Source organism: Streptomyces sp. NPDC021562 (assembly GCF_040640875.1).
In the GTDB taxonomy this organism is placed as follows: Bacteria; Actinomycetota; Actinomycetes; order Streptomycetales; family Streptomycetaceae; genus Streptomyces.
The window spans coordinates 1-18656 of the sequence record NZ_JBFACN010000004.1 but is presented as its reverse complement, the minus strand read 5'-3'; the positions used below and the strand labels follow the sequence as shown (position 1 = coordinate 18656).

General features: G+C 69.8%; 14 protein-coding genes. 5 read left to right on the top strand and 9 right to left on the bottom strand.

Going from position 1 to position 18656, the window contains the following annotated elements; all coding sequences use genetic code 11:
* Positions 1-67: 67 nt before the first annotated feature.
* The 7 genes from AB0G52_RS07055 to AB0G52_RS07025 form a co-directional block, all read right to left on the bottom strand.
* Positions 68-1216: a dipeptide ABC transporter ATP-binding protein gene (locus AB0G52_RS07055; protein ID WP_132888673.1), complete on the bottom strand. Its 1149-nt coding sequence runs from the start codon at positions 1214-1216 to the stop codon at positions 68-70.
* The gene (locus AB0G52_RS07050; RefSeq protein WP_132888672.1) at positions 1209-2270 is read right to left on the bottom strand and encodes an ABC transporter ATP-binding protein; all 1062 of its coding nucleotides are present in this window, start codon (positions 2268-2270) and stop codon (positions 1209-1211) included. Before AB0G52_RS07050 ends, AB0G52_RS07055 begins: the two co-directional genes overlap by 8 nt.
* 11 nt (positions 2271-2281) lie before the next feature.
* Positions 2282-3220: an ABC transporter permease gene (locus AB0G52_RS07045; protein ID WP_361334519.1), complete on the bottom strand. Its 939-nt coding sequence runs from the start codon at positions 3218-3220 to the stop codon at positions 2282-2284.
* Positions 3213-4139: an ABC transporter permease gene (locus AB0G52_RS07040; protein WP_132888670.1), complete on the bottom strand. Its 927-nt coding sequence runs from the start codon at positions 4137-4139 to the stop codon at positions 3213-3215. Before AB0G52_RS07040 ends, AB0G52_RS07045 begins: the two co-directional genes overlap by 8 nt.
* 149 nt (positions 4140-4288) lie before the next feature.
* Positions 4289-5911 (bottom strand): ABC transporter substrate-binding protein, encoded by a 1623-nt coding sequence (locus AB0G52_RS07035; RefSeq protein ID WP_132888669.1) that lies wholly within the window; start codon positions 5909-5911, stop codon positions 4289-4291.
* A 525-nt stretch (positions 5912-6436) separates the two neighbouring features.
* Positions 6437-8344, bottom strand: coding sequence for a translational GTPase TypA (gene typA, locus AB0G52_RS07030; RefSeq protein WP_132888969.1), 1908 nt, complete (start codon positions 8342-8344; stop codon positions 6437-6439).
* Positions 8345-8506: 162 nt separating this feature from the next.
* Positions 8507-10762 (bottom strand): ABC transporter family substrate-binding protein, encoded by a 2256-nt coding sequence (locus AB0G52_RS07025; protein ID WP_361334515.1) that lies wholly within the window; start codon positions 10760-10762, stop codon positions 8507-8509.
* Between the two features lie 336 nt (positions 10763-11098).
* Between AB0G52_RS07025 and AB0G52_RS07020 the strand changes: the two genes are divergently transcribed.
* Genes AB0G52_RS07020 through AB0G52_RS07005 form a run of 4 tightly spaced genes read left to right on the top strand, consistent with a single transcriptional unit; the run spans position 11099 to position 14979 of the window.
* On the top strand, positions 11099-11389 hold the full coding sequence (locus AB0G52_RS07020; protein ID WP_132888667.1) for a hypothetical protein: 291 nt from the start codon (positions 11099-11101) through the stop codon (positions 11387-11389).
* Positions 11390-11437: 48 nt separating this feature from the next.
* A complete protein-coding gene (locus AB0G52_RS07015; protein WP_132888666.1) occupies positions 11438-12259 on the top strand; it encodes a hypothetical protein in 822 nt (273 codons plus the stop codon).
* Positions 12260-12274: 15 nt separating this feature from the next.
* Positions 12275-14206: a fumarate reductase/succinate dehydrogenase flavoprotein subunit gene (locus tag AB0G52_RS07010; RefSeq protein ID WP_361334512.1), complete on the top strand. Its 1932-nt coding sequence runs from the start codon at positions 12275-12277 to the stop codon at positions 14204-14206.
* Positions 14203-14979 (top strand): succinate dehydrogenase/fumarate reductase iron-sulfur subunit, encoded by a 777-nt coding sequence (locus AB0G52_RS07005; protein WP_132888664.1) that lies wholly within the window; start codon positions 14203-14205, stop codon positions 14977-14979. Before AB0G52_RS07010 ends, AB0G52_RS07005 begins: the two co-directional genes overlap by 4 nt.
* Here the strand turns inward: AB0G52_RS07005 and AB0G52_RS07000 are convergent.
* Both AB0G52_RS07000 and AB0G52_RS06995 read right to left on the bottom strand, forming a co-directional pair.
* A complete protein-coding gene (locus AB0G52_RS07000) occupies positions 14954-15943 on the bottom strand; it encodes a phosphotransferase (RefSeq protein WP_361334509.1) in 990 nt (329 codons plus the stop codon). The two genes, AB0G52_RS07005 and AB0G52_RS07000, sit on opposite strands and share 26 nt — an antisense overlap.
* Complete coding sequence (locus AB0G52_RS06995) at positions 15940-17082, bottom strand: glycosyl hydrolase family 18 protein (protein WP_361334506.1); 1143 nt, start codon at positions 17080-17082, stop codon at positions 15940-15942. The genes AB0G52_RS07000 and AB0G52_RS06995 overlap by 4 nt, the downstream gene beginning before the upstream one ends.
* A gap of 82 nt (positions 17083-17164) precedes the next feature.
* On the opposite strand from AB0G52_RS06995, the gene AB0G52_RS06990 reads away from it, so the two are divergent.
* Positions 17165-18656 (top strand): hypothetical protein (locus AB0G52_RS06990; protein WP_361335152.1); only part of this gene is annotated, 1492 nt, incomplete at its 3' end.

The window sequence follows — 18656 nt, the reverse complement described above, 5'->3', positions numbered from 1 at the left end:
CCCGGAACACGCCGGTTCCCGGCATCCCTCCTGGGATACCGGGAACCGTGACGCCGGTGCCGGGGGGTCAGGCCGCGTGGACGACGTCCTTCTCCTCGGCGAAGTGGCAGGCCGACTCGTGGGCCGCCGGGGAGTCCACGCCCTTGAAGCGCTCGGGGATGGCGAGCAGCGGGACCTCCTCGGCGCACTTGTCCTGCGCCTTCCAGCACCGGGTGCGGAAGCGGCAGCCGGACGGCGGGTTGGCCGGGGACGGCACGTCGCCGGTCAGGATGATCCGCTCGCGCTGCTCACGGTCCTGCGGGTCCGGCACGGGCACGGCCGACAGCAGCGCCTGGGTGTAGGGGTGCGTCGGGTGCTCGTAGATCTGCTCGTCGGAGCCGATCTCGGCGATCTTGCCGAGGTACATGACCCCGACCCGGTCCGAGATGTGCCGGACGATCGACAGGTCGTGCGCGATGAAGATGTAGGAGAGGTTGAACTCGTCCTGCAGCTTCTCCATCAGGTTGATGACCTGTGCCTGGACGGACACGTCCAGCGCGGACACCGGCTCGTCGCAGATGATGATCTCCGGGTTGAGCGCCAGGCCGCGCGCGATGCCGATACGCTGGCGCTGGCCGCCGGAGAACTGGTGCGGGTACCGGTTGATGTACTCGGGGTTCAGGCCGACGACGTCCAGCAGCTCCTTGACCCGCTTGCGCCGGTCGCCCTTGGGCGCCACCTCGGGGTGGATGTCGAAGGGCTCGCCGATGATGTCGCCGACCGTCATCCGGGGGTTGAGCGAGGTGTACGGGTCCTGGAAGATCATCTGGATGTTCCGGCGGACCGCCTTGAGCGCCCTGCCGGAGAGCCTGGTGATGTCCTGGCCCTTGTAGAAGATCTCGCCGGCCGTCGCCTGCTCCAGGTTCATCAGGAGCTTGGCCACCGTCGACTTGCCGCAGCCGGACTCGCCCACGACTCCCAGGGTCTCGCCCTGGTAGAGGTCGAAGGTGACGCCGTCGACGGCCTTCACCGCGCCGATCTGCCGCTTGAAGACGATGCCCTGGGTCAGCGGGAAGTGCTTGACCAGGTTGCGTACCTGGAGGATCGGTTCGCCCCGGTCCACCGGGGCGTCCAGGGCGGCCACCGCCTCGGCCTCGGAGTGGACGTCCGTGACCTCCACGTCGGAGACGTTGGGCGTCGCGTCCGCCGGCTCGCCGGCCTTGGTCGACTCAGCCACTGATCGTCTCCTTCCAGAAGTGGCACGCACTGGCGCGGCCCGGCAGTTCCGTGCCGTCCGGCTCGGTCACCGGGACCAGCAGCGGACGGTCCGTGCGGCAGATGTCCTGCGCCCTGTCACAGCGCGGGTTGAAGGCACAGCCGCTGGGCACCTTGAGCAGGTTGGGCGGCAGCCCCTTGATGGCGTAGAGCTCCTGGCCCTTCTGGTCCAGGCGCGGGATCGAGTCCAGCAGGCCCCGGGTGTAGGGGTGCGCGGGCCGCTTGTACAGCTCGTGCACCGGTGCGGTCTCCACGATCCGGCCCGCGTACATCACGGCGATCTTGTCGGCCACGTCCGCCACGACGCCGAGGTCGTGGGTGATGAGGATCAGGCCCATCTGGTACTCGCGCTGGAGCTCCGCGAGCAGGTCCATGACCTGGGCCTGGACGGTCACGTCGAGGGCCGTGGTCGGCTCGTCGGCGATGATCAGGTCCGGTTCCAGGGCGAGCGCCATCGCGATCATGATGCGCTGGCGCATACCGCCGGAGAACTGGTGCGGGTAGTCGTTCACCCGGGCCGCGGCGGCCGGGATCTTCACCCGGTCCATCAGCTCGATCGCCTTGGCCTTGGCGTCCTTCTTGGACATGCCCTGGTGGACGCGGAACATCTCGCCGAGCTGGTAGCCCACGGAGAGCACCGGGTTCAGCGAGGAGAGGGCGTCCTGGAAGATCATCGCGATCCGGGCGCCGCGCAGCTTGCGCCGCTCCTCGTCGGACATGGTGAGCATGTCCTGGCCGTAGAAGCGGATCTCCCCCTGGGGGATGCGGGCCGGCGGCATGTCGAGGATACCCATGATCGCCTGTGCGGTCACGGACTTCCCGGAGCCGGACTCGCCGAGCACGGCGAGCGTCTCCCCGGAGTTCACGGAGTAGTTGACGCCGTTGACGGCGCGGACCACGCCCTCGCGGGTCTGGAACTCGACGTGCAGGTCACGCACTTCGAGCAGGGGGCCGGTGCGCTCGGGGTCGCCGGGGCGCGGGGCCGGGACGGCGTCCGTCGGGTCGATGATGGTCACGTACGCCTCCCTCAGCGCATCTTGGGGTCGAAGGCGTCGCGGACCACGTCGCCGAGCACGATGAACGCCAGCACGGTGATGCTCAGGGCACCTGCCGGGAACAGCAGCGCGTGCGGGCTGGTCAGGAACCGGTCCTGGGCGTCGCTGATCATCACGCCCCAGGAGATGTTCGGGTACTGGATGCCGATGCCCAGGTAGGACAGGGCGGCCTCGGCGGCGATGTAGACGCCCAGGTTCATGGTGGTGATGACGATGACGGGGGCGAGCGTGTTCGGCAGGATGTGCCGGAAGGCGATCCGTCCCGAGTCCGCGCCCAGCGCCCTGGCCGCCATCACGTAGTCGTTGTACTTGTTGCCGATGACCTCGCCGCGCATGATCCGGAAGACCTGCGGCCAGCCGAGGATCGCCATGATGAACGACACCGACCACACGTCGCCGCCGCCCCAGATCGACATGATCAGCAGACCGCCGACGATGAGCGGCAGGGCGGAGAACACCTCGGTGACGCGGGACAGCAGCGCGTCGACCCAGCCGCCGACCAGGCCGGACAGCATGCCCAGCAGGCCGCCGATCAGCGTGGTGACCAGGGTGGTGACCACGCCGACGACGATCGAGTTGCGGGTGCCGTACACGGTACGCGTGTAGATGTCGCAGCCCTGGACGTCGTAGCCGAAGAGGTGCCCGGAGGACGGCCCGTTCATGGAGTTCTGGAGCTGGCAGAAGCCGTCCGAGAACGGGGAACGGCCCGTGAACAGGCTGGGCGCGATCGCCAGGGCGAGCAGGCACACGATGATGAAGGCCGTCACCAGGAACATGGGCCGCTTGCGCAGGTCCGCCCAGCCGTCCTTGAGCAGGCTCGCCTGCCGGGCCGCGGCCTTCTCCTCGGCCTCGATCTCCTTGGCGATGGCGGCCTCGTCGGTGGTGGGCCTCTCTATCGTCTTCTCACTCATAGCGAATCCTCGGGTCGAGCACGGCGTACAGCAGGTCTACGAGGAGGTTGGCGACCAGGTAGATCAGGACGAGCAGGGTCACCAGACCGACCACGACCGGCCGTTCCCGCAGATACACGGACTGGGCCAGCTGACCGCCGATACCGGGCAGGTTGAACACGCGCTCGGTGATGATGGCACCGCCCATGAGGGCGCCCAGGTCGAAGCCGAGGAAGGTGACCACCGGGATCAGTGAGTTGCGCAGCGAGTGCACACCGATGACCCGCCACCGCGGCAGGCCCTTGGCCACCGCGGTCCGGACGTAGTCCGCGCGGTTGGACTCGGTCATGCTGGTGCGCACCAGGCGGGCGATGTAGGCCATGGAGGTCGAGGCGAGCACGATGGCCGGGAGGATGTAGCTCTGGGGCCAGCCCTTCTCGATGCCGGCGACCGGTGTGGCCTTGAGGTTCACACCGAACTCCAGCTGGAGCACGCTGCCGAGCACGAAGACGGGGATCGAGATCAGGACGAGCGTCGAGATCAGCACGACGTTGTCGATGAACTTGCCCCGCTTCAGGGCGGAGAAGATGCCGGCGAGGATGCCGATGACCGCCTCGATGGCGAACGCCGTCAGACCCAGCTTCAGGGTGACGGGGAACCGCTGGGAGACGATGTCCGAGATGGCACGTCCGTTGTACGTCTCACCGAGGTCGCCGGTGAACACGCCGCTGATGTAGTGCCAGTACTGCTGGTAGAGCGGCTCGTTGAGGTGGTAGTGCGCGCGAATGATCGCCGCGATGTTGGGGTCGGCGCGCTTGTCGCCGGCCAGTGCCTGGATCGGGTCGCCGGGCAGAGCGAAGACCAGGCAGAAGATGATGAACGTGACGCCTATCACCACAGGGATCACCTGCAGGAGGCGGCGCACGACGTATCGGCCCATGGGTACTCCAGAGGGGGGTGCTCGACCCGACCGCGACCGGAGGGATCGGCACGGTCGGACGGGAGACGGCAGCAGGAGTGAGCAGGGGAAGGTCTCTCCTCCCCCTGCTCACCCCGTACCGCTCTGTGTCAGAACTGCTCAGAACCAGGTCAGTTGAGCTTGACCGTGTCCCACAGGATCTGGTGACCGGCGATCTTCATCGACTTGATCTTGTCGCTGAAGCCCGTGTTCAGGGTGTAGAAGTACACCGGGATGTACGGCAGGTCCTTGAGGAGGACGTCGTCGGCCTGCTGGTACTTCTTGATGGCGTCCTCGTGCGTCGGGGCCTGGTCGCCCTGGACGAGCAGCTTCTCGAAGTCCTCGTTGACGTAGCCGGAGTAGTTCGAGCCGTTGGCGATGGCGTCCTTGGAGAAGACCGGACGGAGGTAGTCCTCCATGTCCGGGTAGTCCATGCTCCAGGCCATCCGGAACGCGCCCTGGTACTTCTTGGCGTCCAGGTCGTTGAGGATCGTCTGGAACTGCTCGAACGGCTTGGCCGTCACCTTGACACCGAGGGCCTGCTGGATCTGGTTCGAGACGGCCTCGACCCACTCCTTGTGGCCGCCGTCCGCGTTGTAGCCGATCTCCAGCGTGTTGCCCGGCAGGCCGCCGCTCTGCTTGTAGAGCTCCTTGGCCTTGGTCGGGTTGTAGGTGCACGCGTCGCCGCAGGCGCCCTTGCGGTAGCCGTCGATGATCGGGCTGATGTAGTCGTCCGCCGGCGTACGGGAGCCGAGGAAGACCTTGTCCGCGATCGTCTTGCGGTCGATCGACATGGAGATGGCCTTGCGGAGGTTCGCGTTCTGGAAGGCCTTGTTGTACTTGATCGGGAAGCCGATGTAACCGACGGCCGAGTCGGGCTCGTCGATGTAACGGCCCGCGAGGTCCTTGTGGTACGTCGGGAGACCCGAGGTGGGGATCGTCAGCAGGGTGTCGAGGTTGCCCGCGACGACGTCCTTGTAGGCGGTGTCCAGGTCCGAGTAGATCTTGAAGTTCACGCCCTTGACCTCGATCTTCGAGGCGTCCGGGTACTTGGCGTACTTCGTGACGTCGATCTCTTCGTTGTGCTTGAACTTGCCCTTCATCTCGAAGGGGCCGTTGCCGATCGGAGCCTCGCCGAAGCCCTTCGGGTCCTTGAAGAACGCCTTGGGCAGCGGGACGAACGCGGTGAAGGACAGCTGGGACGGGAACGCCGAGAACGGACCGTTCAGCGTGACCTGGAGGGTGTTGTCGTCGACGACCTTCAGACCGGACAGCTTGTCGGTCTTGGGCTTCTTGCCCTCGCCCGGGTTCAGGTCCGCGTAGCCCGCGATGTGGCTGAACAGCGGGTTGGTCTGCTGCGCGTTGGTCTGGTTCGCGCCGTAGTTCCACGCGTCCGCGAAGGACTGGGCGGTGACCTTCTCGCCGTTGTGGAACGTGTAGCCGGACTTGAGCTTGATCGTCCAGACCTTGTTGTCCTTGGTCTCGATCGACTCGGCCATGGCGTTGACGACCTTGTTGTCGGCGTCAAGCTTGGTCAGACCCGTGAAGAGGGCGTTGATGACCTGGCCGCCCTCGGTCTCGTACGTGTTCGTGGGAACCAGGCTGTTCTGCGGTTCGCCGATCTCCACCGAGACCACGCCGTTGCCCTTGCCCTTGCCCGAGCTGGTGTCGTCCCCGCCGCCACCACAGGCCGTCGCGCCCAGCGCCACAACGGCAGCTATCGCAACCCACTTGGCGCTCTTGGCACCACGCATGGGGCTCCTCCTCATGAGTCCATTGATTCACCGCGGAGGGGAGCACACGACACTTCGCCGTCACCGGCGCCTGAAATCGTGAGGTGCACTCCCCGCGCTCGCAAGTCGACGCCGCGTCCAGCGCATGACCCGTTGATCCGAGCTCTACGCGCCTAACTATCTGCCATCCGCCATGGCCGAACCACACTCGCAAGGTCTCGGTTCGATCACACCTTCGCCGTACATCTTCCAAAATCCGGACAAAGGGTCAGCAGAAAGATCCCTGCGAAACGGACTTGTTACACATCTATCGGTCGCGAATGTTCGTATACCGAACGCGAGTGGGATGAAAATCCAGTTGCAGAATCCCGGCGGCTGCGGCATGGGCGCAGGGGGGAGCACTCGCTGTGAGAAAGCCTAGTGCCGCGCGGGGCGCCGTTCGCGGTTCCAGGGGCAGAACGAGGGTTTTCCCTACCCTCGGACCCAGCGAAAGAGCCGGGCACCCCGCGGTGCGGGGTGCCCGGCTCTGCCGTGGGCCGGCCGGCGTCAGCCGTGCTTGGCGCGGCTGGCGGCGCGGGCCCGCTCGCGGGCGTCCAGGTTCACCTTGCGGATGCGGACGGCCTCCGGGGTCACCTCGACGCACTCGTCGTCGCGGCAGAACTCCAGCGACTGCTCCAGGGAGAGCTTGCGCGGCGGCACGATCGCCTCGAACGTGTCGGCCGAGGAGGACCGCATGTTCGTGAGCTTCTTCTCCTTGGTGATGTTGACGTCCATGTCGTCGGAGCGGGAGTTCTCACCGACGATCATGCCCTCGTACACCTCGGTGCCGGGCTCCACGAACAGCACACCGCGCTCCTGGAGGTTCGTCATCGCGAACGCGGTGACGGCGCCGGCGCGGTCGGCGACCAGGGAGCCGTTGTTACGGGTCTGCAGGGGGCCGAACCAGGGCTCGTGGCCCTCGTGGATGGAGTGGCCGATGCCCGTGCCGCGGGTCTGCGTGAGGAACTCGGTACGGAAGCCGATGAGACCGCGGGAGGGCACCACGAACTCCATGCGGACCCAGCCGGAGCCGTGGTTGGACATGTTGTCCATCCGGCCCTTGCGGACGCCCATGAGCTGCGTGACCGCGCCCATGTGCTCCTCGGGCACGTCGATCGTCATGCGCTCGACGGGCTCGTACGTCTTGCCGTCGACCTGCTTGGTGACGACCTGCGGCTTGCCGATGGTCAGCTCGAAGCCCTCACGGCGCATCTGCTCGACCAGGATGGCGAGCGCCAGCTCACCGCGGCCCTGGACCTCCCAGGCGTCCGGACGGTCGGTGTCGAGCACGCGCAGCGAGACGTTGCCGATCAGCTCGCGGTCGAGGCGGTCCTTGACCTGACGGGCGGTCACCTTGCGGTCCTTGACCGCCGCCTTGTTGTCGGCGCCCTTGCCGGTGCCGCCCCGGCCGACCAGCGGCGAGGTGTTCGTACCGATGACCATCGAGATCGCCGGCTCGTCGACCGTGATCAGCGGCAGCGGGATCGGGTTCTCGGGGTCGGCGAGGGTCTCGCCGATCATGATGTCCGCGATACCGGCGACGGCGCAGATGTCACCGGGGCCCGCCACCTCGGCGGGCTTGCGGGTGAGCGCCTCGGTCATCAGCAGCTCGGTGATGCGCACGTTGGACATCGTGCCGTCACGCTTGATCCAGGTGACGGTCTGGCCCTTGCGCAGCTCGCCCTGCTCGACGCGGAGCAGCGCGATACGGCCGAGGAAGTTGTCGGCGTCCAGGTTGGTGACGTGCGCCTGGAGGGGGGCCGTCTCGTCGTACTGGGGGGCCGGGACGTGCGACAGGATGGTGGAGAAGAAGGGCTCCAGGTTGTCGCTGTCCTGCGGGACGGTGCCGTCCTCGGGCTTGGTCAGCGAGGCCACGCCGTCCCGCGCGCACGCGTAGACGATCGGGAACTCGATCTGGTCCTCGTCGGCGTCCAGGTCCAGGAAGAGGTCGTAGGTCTCGTTGACGACCTCGTCGATCCGGGAGTCCGGGCGGTCCGTCTTGTTGATGCACAGGATGACGGGCAGGCGCTGCTGGAGGGCCTTGCGCAGCACGAAGCGGGTCTGCGGCAGCGGGCCCTCGGAGGCGTCGACGAGCAGCACCACCGCGTCCACCATCGACAGACCGCGCTCGACCTCGCCACCGAAGTCGGCGTGGCCCGGGGTGTCGATGATGTTGATGGTGATGACGTCGCCGCCATCCTTGGGGTGGTACTTCACGGCCGTGTTCTTGGCCAGGATCGTGATGCCCTTCTCACGCTCCAGGTCGTTCGAGTCCATCATGCGGTCGTCGAGCGACTCGGCGGCATGCGCCGCGAAGGCACCGGCCTGCTTCAGCATGGCGTCGACGAGGGTCGTCTTGCCGTGGTCGACGTGGGCGACGATGGCGACGTTGCGGATGTCGTGACGCGTTGCGATCACAGCCATGGTGCGGCGTACTCCCGGGGTGTTGAGAAGGCCCTCTGCGTACGTCCGTGTGACGCGGGCCTGCCGGGCTTGACACGCCACGGCCTCACCCCATGTTACGTGTCGTTTGTAACCGGGGCTCGCTGGGCCGCCGGAAAGGCCGATCCCGCCGCCCTATCCCCTGGTCGGACTCGCCGACACCTTCGCCCCCTTCTTCAGGAATCCCATGTCCTGGTACACCGGCGTGCGGAACCCGAAGGCCCCCACGTTCACCAGCCCCTTCCGGGCGCCCACGATCTGCGGCCGCTGGTACAGCGGCAGTGATCCCGCCGAGGCCCAGATCCGGGAGTCCGCCTTGCGCAGCAGACCGTCCGCCTCGTCCTCGTCCAGCGTCCCGAGCGCCTGGTCGAAGAGCTGGTCCACCTGGTCGGTGCCCACTCGCGTGTAGTTCTGCTCGACGTTCAGCGACCCGTCGGCCGCCACCACGGGCTTCGCGTAGATCGGCCGCGCGTCCGTCGCCGGGTACGGGGACGCCGGCCACGAGTACAGCGCGAGGTCGTACTGCCCGGCCGCGATGTGGTCCTTGAAGTAGCTGTCGTCGGGGACCTTCTTGATCTCGGTGAGGATGCCCACCTTGTCCAGCATCTTCGAGATCTGGTCGGCGACCGCCTGGAGCGTCCCCGAACCCGGTCCGGAGGGCAGCACGAACCGCAGCGAGAGCGCCTGCCCGTCCTTGGCCAGCGGCCCGGCCGGCGCACCGGCGCCCCTGGGCGCGGCGGTGCCCTTCGGCGCGTACGCCCCCGGCGCCCCGTGCGCGTGGTCCTTCTGGTGGTCGCGGGTGTCCTTGCCGTCGGGACCCTTGTCGTCCTCCCCGACGATGTACTGCCCGTCCCGGCCGCCGTCGGACTTGTCCTCCGGGTCGCCGTCGCCCTTCTCGCCCTTGTCCCCCTTGTCCCCCTTGTCGCCCTTCTCGCCCTTCTCGCCCTCCGCGCCGGCCGCCTTGCCCGCCGCCTTGATCGGTCCGCCGGCCACCCAGCCGGCGTCGGCGAGCAGCGCCTGCGCCTCGTGGGTGTCGACATCGCCGAGCGCGCCGCTGCTGTCGGTGTAGACGGCCTGCCCGGAGAGGCCGAGGTGGCTGCCGACCGGCACCGCGGGCAGCCCCAGCGGGCCGAGGACCAGCTTGGCGAGGGCCTTGCGGTCGAGCGCGCGGGCGACGGCCCGCCGGACCCGCTCGTCGGCGAGGGGACCCTCGGAGCCGTTCAGGGCGAGCTGGGTGTAGGCGGGCTCCAGCGACTTGCGGACGTCGAAGGCCCGCAGTTCCTGCTGCTGCTCCAGCCACTTCGCGATGCTCTTGCGGAGCTTCTGCGGCCCCTTGGGCAGCTTCTCCTCGTCCATGCCGAGGGCGAGCGCCCAGGAGCGCAGCTTCTTGGCGGAGGTCCTGCCCGCGCCCTGCAACGGCGTGCCGGTGCCCTTGTCGCGCCCGGCGATGATGATCCGCTCGGCCTCGGATGCGTCGATGTCCGCGACGTCGACCGTGCCGTCGGCGAGCGCCGAGGCCCGCTTGTCGCGGGGGACGGCGTGCAGGTCGATCTCGTCGAGCTTGGCCGGGCGGCCCCACCAGCGCGGGCTGCGGGTGAGGACCACGTCCTTCTTGGCGGGGTCGACCTTGTCGACCTTGAAGGGCCCGGCCGTGACGGACAGCTTGCGGCGGGCGCCGTCGTTGAAGGTGTCCGGGGTGCCCATGACGTCCTTCGGGTACAGCGGCGAGAACAGCGACCGCCAGTCGGCGTACGGCCGGTCGAAGGTGACCCGGACCTCCAGGTCGTTGGCGCCGCGCTCGATCTGGGCGATGCGGTCGTACCCGGCGTTGCGTGCGGTCCAGTAGGCGGAGTCCTTGCCGGACAGGGCGCGCCACTGGGCGGCGAAGTCGGCGGCGCCGATCTCCCGGCCGTCGCTCCAGACGGCCTGCTGGTTGAGCTTGTAGAGGACCACCTGGCGCGGCTCGGTCTCGATGACCTTCGCGGACTCCAGGTAGTCGGGGTTGCGGACGGGCCTGCCGGTGGCGTCGACGGTGAACATCGACGGCAGGACGGCCTGGGCGACCCGGGTGGTGCCGGCGTCGGCGTCGGCCTGGAAGGTGTTGAGGGTCTCCGGTACGGCGTCCACGGCCATCTTGAGCGTGCCGCCCTCGGCGACCGCGTCCCGGGCGACCGCCGCGATGTCCGGTCCGGCGAGCGGCTTGCTGCCCTCGTCGTCGGAGCCGCAGCCGGCGAGCAGGGGGACGGCGAGGGCGCCGGCGGTGAGGAAGGCGATGCTCCGTCGGAGGCGCCGCGATGTGCCGCCGTCGTTCGGCTGCGGCGCCGTTGTGGTTGCTCGCGCAGTTCCTCGCGCCCCTGACGGGGCGCTGTGGCCGACGCCGTGGTGAGACATCTCTGCTTACCTCCGGGAGGCCCCCGTGAACAGGGGTGCGTTCTGTTCACATTTGGGGGTATTTTGGAGTTGATCACATGTACGTCAGTTGTACGGACCCCACTGAAAGGGACGGGGTCCCCCGGCCGGGGACGACACGGCGGCGGGGACTGTCAAAGCCCACCCGTGCGGCGCAACGCCCCGGCGCACACAGAGCGCGTGCGGGCGTGCGACGGAGGCCTGCAATCCGCCAATCGCTGCACATGGCTTCACATCGGCAGGTGTGACGCGCAACACTCGCAGGCGCATGAACGTCGCCGCCTTGGACCACCGAGTCCGTGGAAGTGAGGTCACGTCATGTCCGTGCACGACGACCTGACGTCGGTCCAGCGTTGCCTGGAGGACCTGACCCGGTCCGTCGGCCGCCTGGAGCAGCAGCTCGGGAGCGGCGGACTGGAGATGCGCCGCGTCCGCGCCGACGCCGACCACCTGCGCGAGAGCGTGGCCCTGCTGCGGGAGGCCGCCCACACCGGCACCCCCGGCAAGCGCCCCGAGCTCGTCACCATCTCCGACGACCCGTACGACATCAACCTGTGGACGGACACGGACGACGAGGGTCTCGGCGCCCGCGACCGGCGCGCACCGTAGGAGCGCCGCCCGCAGGTCCCCGACCCCCGAACCGACCGGAGTCATCCGTTGGCCACTGGTACGGAACCCCATCCGAACAGCGGCGGCGTACGCACCCGTACGCGCGCCGCGATCTCCGCCCCGCACCTGCGGACCGACCGCTGGTGGCTGGCGCCCGCCGTCACCGCGGCCGGTCTGTTCGCGTTCGTCGTCTACTCGACCTGGCGCGCGTTCGCCAACGCCCACTACTACGCGGCACCGTACGTCTCGCCGTTCTACTCGCCGTGCCTGGCCGAGAACTGCAAGAACATGCCGTCGGGCCCGAACGCCGACCTCTTCGGCAGCTGGTGGGCGGTCTCCCCGGCGATCATCATCCTGATCTTCCCGCTGGGCTTCCGGCTGACCTGCTACTACTACCGCAAGGCCTACTACCGCAGCTTCTGGGCGTCCCCGCCGGCCTGCGCGGTGGCCGAGCCGCACGCCAAGTACACCGGTGAGACCCGCTTCCCGCTGATCCTGCAGAACGTCCACCGGTACTTCTTCTACGCCGCCCTGCTCGTCGCGTGCGTGCTGACCTACGACACGGTGCTGTCCTTCCGCGACCCGCACGAGCGCTGGGGCCACATGGGCCTGGGCACCCTGGTCTTCCTGGTCAACATCACGCTGATCTGGCTGTACACGCTGTCCTGCCACTCCTGCCGGCACATCGTCGGCGGCAAGCTCAAGCACTTCTCCAAGCACCCCGTGCGCTACAAGGCATGGCAGTTCGTGGGCCGGCTCAACGCCCGGCACATGCTGCTCGCCTGGGCGTCGTTGGTGAGCGTGGCGCTCGCCGACTTCTACGTCTACCTGCTCGCGTCCGGTGCCTTCGACGATCCGCGATTCTTCTAGGGACGGGGGCCTGTGATGGCGGCGGTGGAGCGGCAGCAGTGGGACGTGGTGGTCGTCGGCGCCGGCGGCGCGGGCCTGCGCGCCGCGATCGAGGCGCGCGAGCGGGGCGCCCGTACGGCGGTGATCTGCAAGTCGCTGTTCGGCAAGGCGCACACGGTGATGGCCGAGGGCGGTATCGCGGCGGCCATGGCCAACGTCAACGAGCACGACAACTGGCAGGTCCACTTCCGCGACACCATGCGGGGCGGCAAGTTCCTCAACCAGTGGCGGATGGCCGAGCTGCACGCCAAGGAGGCCCCGGACCGGGTCTGGGAGCTGGAGACCTGGGGCGCCCTCTTCGACCGCACGAAGGACGGGAAGATCTCCCAGCGCAACTTCGGCGGCCACGAGTACCCGCGCCTCGCCCACGTCGGCGACCGCACCGGCCTCGAACTGATCCGCACCCTCCAGCAGAAGATCGTCTCGCTCCAGCAGGAGGACAAGAGGGAGACCGGCGACTACGAGTCCCGGCTGAAGGTGTTCCAGGAGTGCACGGTCACGAGGATCCTCAAGGACGGCTCACGGGTCAGCGGGGTCTTCGGGTACGAGCGGGAGACCGGCCGTTTCTTCGTCCTCGAGGCGCCCGCGGTGGTGATCGCGACCGGGGGCATCGGCAAGTCCTTCAAGGTGACGTCGAACTCGTGGGAGTACACCGGCGACGGGCACGCGCTCGCCCTGCTGGCCGGGGCGCCGCTGCTGAACATGGAGTTCGTGCAGTTCCACCCGACGGGCATGGTCTGGCCGCCGTCGGTGAAGGGGATCCTGGTCACCGAGTCGGTGCGCGGTGACGGCGGGGTGCTCAGGAACTCCGAGGGCAAGCGGTTCATGTTCGACTACGTCCCGGACGTCTTCAAGGAGAAGTACGCCGAGTCCGAGGAGGAGGGCGACCGCTGGTACGAGGACCCCGACAACAACCGGCGTCCTCCGGAACTGCTCCCCCGCGACGAGGTGGCCCGGGCCATCAACTCCGAGGTGAAGGCGGGCCGTGGCTCCCCGCACGGCGGAGTCTTCCTGGACGTGTCGACGCGCATGCCGGCCGAGGTGATCCGGCGCCGGCTGCCGTCCATGTACCACCAGTTCAAGGAGCTGGCGGACGTGGACATCACCGCGGAGGCCATGGAGGTCGGGCCGACCTGCCACTACGTGATGGGCGGGGTCGCGGTGGACTCCGACACCGCCGCCGCGCGCGGGGTACCGGGGCTGTTCGCTGCCGGTGAGGTGGCCGGCGGGATGCACGGCTCCAACCGGCTCGGCGGCAACTCGCTGTCCGACCTGCTGGTGTTCGGCCGCCGGGCGGGCTGGCACGCGGCCGACTACGCGGCGGACCTCGGCACCCGGCCGGCGGTGGACGACGAGCAGGTCGACGCCGCGGCCGCGGAGGCGCTGCGCCCGTTCTCCGCGGAGAGCGAGGAACCCGGCGCGGGCCCGCCGGAGAACCCGTACACCCTCCACCAGGAGCTCCAGCAGTCCATGAACGACCTGGTCGGCATCATCCGCCGGGAGGGCGAGATGGAGCAGGCCCTGGAGCGGCTCGCCGGGCTGCGGGTCCGGGCCCGCCGGGCCGGGGTGGAGGGCCACCGCCAGTTCAACCCGGGCTGGCATCTCGCGCTGGACCTCAGGAACATGCTGCTGGTCAGCGAGTGCGTGGCGCGGGCGGCGCTGGAGCGCACCGAGTCGCGCGGCGGCCACACCCGCGAGGACCACCCGACCATGGACCGCAGGTGGCGCCCCGTGAACCTGCTGTGCCGGCTGGCCGATCCCACGGGCGGGCTCGCGGCCACCGATCCGGTGCGCGGCCAGATCGCCCTCACCCGTGAGAGCACCGATCCCATCCGTCCTGACCTGCTGGCCCTCTTCGAGAAGGAGGAGCTGGTCAAGTACCTCGCCGAAGAGGAGCTGTACGAATGAGCGGCTACACGGCCCACTTCAGAGTGTGGCGGGGTGACGTCGAGGGCGGCGGCCTGACGGATTTCGAGGTCGACGTGAACGAGGGCGAGGTGGTCCTCGACATCATCCACCGGCTGCAGGCCACCCAGGCGCCCGACCTGGCCGTCCGCTGGAACTGCAAGGCGGGCAAGTGCGGTTCCTGCTCGGCGGAGATCAACGGCCGGCCGCGGCTGATGTGCATGACCCGGATGTCCGTCTTCACGCAGGACGAGACCATCACGGTCACCCCGCTGCGCGCCTTCCCGGTGATCCGGGACCTCGTCACGGACGTCGGCTTCAACTACCAGAAGGCCAGGGAGGTCCCGGCGTTCGTGCCGCCCGCCGGGGTCGGGCCCGGCGAGTACCGGATGTTCCAGGAGGACGTGGACCGGTCGCAGGAGTTCCGCAAGTGCATCGAGTGCTTCCTGTGCCAGGACACCTGCCACGTGGTGCGCGACCACGAGGAGAACAAGACGGCGTTCGCGGGCCCGCGCTTCCTGATGCGGGTGGCCGAACTGGACATGCACCCCCTCGACGCGGCCGACGCGGCCGGCCTGGACCGCAAGCGCACGGCCCAGGACGAACACGGCCTCGGCTACTGCAACATCACGAAGTGCTGCACGGAGGTGTGCCCGGAGGGCATCCACATCACCGACAACGCGCTGATCCCCCTGAAGGAGCGGGCCGTGGACCGCAAGTACGACCCGCTGGTGTGGCTCGGCTCGAAGATCAGAAGGCGCCCGGCAGGAGGCTGAGGGCCTGTCCCAGGTTGGACTCGGCGATCTCCCGCATCTGCTCGCGCTCCGGGAAGTCGCCGTCGAGCAGCCGGAGCGGTCCGGCCACGAGGTTCAGGTGCATCGCCAGCCGGTACAGCCGCAGCCGGTCCTCGTCGAGTTCGGCGGTGCGCAGCACGTCGTAGGCCGCACCGAAGCGCAGTTGCAGGAAGACGTGCTCCCATTCGGCGTCGAAGTACATCAGTCCCTCGATGTCGATGAGCGCGGGATCGCCCTCCTCGGTGACCAGGACGTGGTCGGGGCCGAGTTCGCCGTGCACGAGGGAGGCGTGGTCGCGGGGCTCGACCGCGTCGTAGAGCTCGCGGATCCGCTCGGTCAGCGCCCCGCGGGCCGCGCGTACCCGGGGGTCGCGCTCGGCCAGCTCGGCGATGTCGCGCACGGCCCGGTCGGCGACGACCTGCTCGCAGGAGACGCCGAGCGGCTTGCCGCCCTCCTCCACGAGGGCGGCCTTGCCGTATCCGGCGGCGGTGCACTCGCGGAGCACGCCGAGGGTCCCCGCGAGCCGGGCGAGCGGCACCCGGGCCGCGCCCGGGTCGCTGCGCAGCAGCAGCTCCAGGCTGCCGCCGCGGACGTCCTCGACGACCGCCGCGTACGACGGCAGGTACTCGGCCTCCTCGTCGGCGAAGAGCAGGCGCGGGGTGCGCACGCCGAGTTCGGTCAGCCGGTCGTGGGCGGACAGGAAGAGGCCGAGTCCCGAGGCGTGCGCGAAGGGGTCGCGGATGTCGGCGTCGGCGGGACCCCAGTAGTCCTCCTCCGGGGACCAGACGTAGGCGATCGCGGAGCGGCCGTTGTCGAGGGCGAGCCGGTAGACGCCCTTCTTGGATCCGCCGCGCAGCCGGGTGACGGCGGCGGGAACCTTGCCGAGGGCCTCGCGGGCGAGCGGTGCGAGGTCGTCACGGGTGAGGTGGGCACGAGCGGTTGTCATGGCGTACGGACCCAGTCCTTCCGATAGGAGGTCCAGTCATCCTCGGTGGCGGCGAAGTCGACGTAGAGGGCGACGCCGAAGTTAGCGCGATCCGGGGCCGTGCGTGACAGTCCCAGCCGAACCCCGCGCACGGCCGCCGGCACGGTCTCGGCGCCCGCCCAGTGGCCGAAACGGTTCTCCCGGTAGAAGGGCAGGCCCATCAGAAGGTCGGTCCCGGCCGGGGTGGCCTCCAGCGCGAGGCTGGTCTGCTGGGCGACATAGCCTCCGTACAGGCTCTCCAGCGGTTGCATGGTGTCGTACGACATCACGGCGATCTGGTCGACCCGGCGGGCGACCTGGCCGAAGTATTCCTGTGACCACCATTTCGGATGGCCGGTGAGAGTACCCCAGAAAGAGTGAAAGGCGGGCAGCGGATCGATCTGGTGTGCGGCGACGGACAGCAGCGGGGTCACGGGGCGCAGGGCGTCGAGCAGAGCGAGGTAGTTCCGGTCGCCGGAGTGCAGGGGTTCCAGGTCGAAGTGGACCCCGTCGAACCCGGCGGCGACGATGTCCCGGGCGGAGGCGACGACGGCGGCCCGCGTCTCCTTCTTCTCCAGGTGCATGGCGTACGGCTTCTCCGGCGCGAGTTCGTCGCCGAGCCAGGCCTGCACCCGCACGCCGGGCAGTTTTCGATGCACGGCCGTTATCAGCCAACGGGCCTCGGGGTAGGCCGATGTGGGCAGCGTGCCGTTGTGTTCCAGTGGTCCGGCATGGACGTAGAGGTCGCGGATGCCGGTGCCGGCGAGCCGGGCGGCGAGGGCGGTGACGTCGGCGTCGTCCTTGCGCCCGTCGACCCAGGCGTGTCCGAGCCAGAGGGCGTCCCTGTCCCGGGTGCGGGTGCCCGGCTGCGGGTCGCCGGTGTAGTTGACGCGGAGGGCGGTCTCGGCGATGAGGAGGGGGACGAGCAGCACCAGGACGACGACGAGCCCGGCCCGCCTGGCCCGGCGACCCCAGGGGCCCCTCTCGGACCCCCCGACCCCACACGCCGTACCGCCCGGCTCCGGGCCTGACGCCGGGACCGGCTGCGGCTCCGGTTCGGACGCGGGTCGCGGTGCCGGCTGGGGCTCTGGGGTCGGCTCCTTCTCGGCGTGGTGTGCCATCTTGCGTCCCCCTCGTCTCGCCCTCCCCCGTGCGTCCCCGTCCCGGTCGCGGTGGCGACCGGCTGCCCATACCCTCCGAAATGTGACGTCCTTGATCCGGGGTCGGCCGAGGCATGCCACCGGGCACATAGGTGTGCGGGTGGGGCACGCGGTGCTGGGCGGGGTGGCCGGGGCGGTCTGGCTGGTGTTGCCGGTGATGACGAGCGTGGCTCAGGACCCGGTTCCCGCAGGCGGCGGGACGGTCGCCGCGGCCTCGGCGGACGGGGGCGGGGCGTCGGGCACCGACTACGTCCTCCCGCTGGTCGCCGTCGCGGCGGCCGGAGCGCTGGGCGGCTACGGCTACGTACGGCGGGTACGACGGGCCCGCTCGCGCACCACCCCGGGGATCGTCTCCCCCCTCCCGCCGGCGCCGTCGCCCGTCGACCTCGAACGGCAGGCCCGCGCCTCCCTCGTGCTCGCCGACGACTGCGTCCGCGCCAGCCGGGAGGCACTCGACCAGGTCGACGCGGACGAGGCCGTCGTACGGGCCCTGCGCTCCGCCCGGACCGAGCTGTCGGCCGCGTTCGCGATATGGCAGCGGTACGAGGAGGGGGTGCCGGAGGACCCCGGCGGCCGGCGCCAGGCGCTGGTGGGGGTGATCGGGCGGTGCGCGGAGGCCGGACGCCAACTGGACGCGCAGGCGGCCGGGTTCGACGCCGCGTGGGACCGGGGGGACCCGCTGGCGGCGGCCGAGGGGCGGTTCCGGGAGCTGGCCGCGCGGACGGGCGGCGGGCAGCGGGCGCTGGCGGAGGCGGCTGAGCGGTACGGGGCGGCCGCCGTCGACCCGGTCCGCGGCGGTGTCGAACAGGCCAAGGACCGGCTGGTGTTCGCGACCGGGCGGCTCAACCAGGCCCGTCAGGACGTGGATTCCGGCAACGGCGACGGGTACCGGCGCGGGCTGCGGGCGGCCGAGGGTGCCGTGGCGCAGGCGGGCGTGCTGCTGGACGCGGTGACCCGGCTGGTGGCGGAGCTGCGGACGGCGGCGGAGCTGCTGCCGGCCGCCCTGACCGGCGGGGAGGCGGAGCTGGCGGGGTTGCGGGGGGCCGCCCTGCCGGCCCGGCTGGCCCATGCCGACGCGGTGCTGGCCGCCGTGCGGGAGGAGCTGACGGGAGGGCCGTACGACCCGCTGGACGCCCTGCGCCGGGTGGTACGGGCGCTGGAGGGGACGGGGGGCGGGCGGGCCGGGGTGATCGCGGCGGGGGCGGAGCTGGTGGCGCGCAGTGCGCTGGGGGTGGCGGACGACTTCGTCGGGGTGCACCGGGGGGCGGTGGGGGTGGGGGCGCGGGCGCTGCTGGCGGAGGCGGGGTCGGCGGCGCCGGCGGACGCGGACCGGCTGGCGCGGCGGGCGCTGGAGTCGGCCGGGCGGGACGTACGGGCGCACGGGAACCCGTTCGCCGGGCAGGGCGCCCACGAGAGCGGGCTGGCGGGGGTGGTGCTCGGGCCGTCGGGCGCGCAGGGCAAGGACAGCCTCGCCATCCCGGTCGGCAAGGACGGCGCCAAGGCGACGCTCACGGTCTGGGAGGACTTCCGCTGCC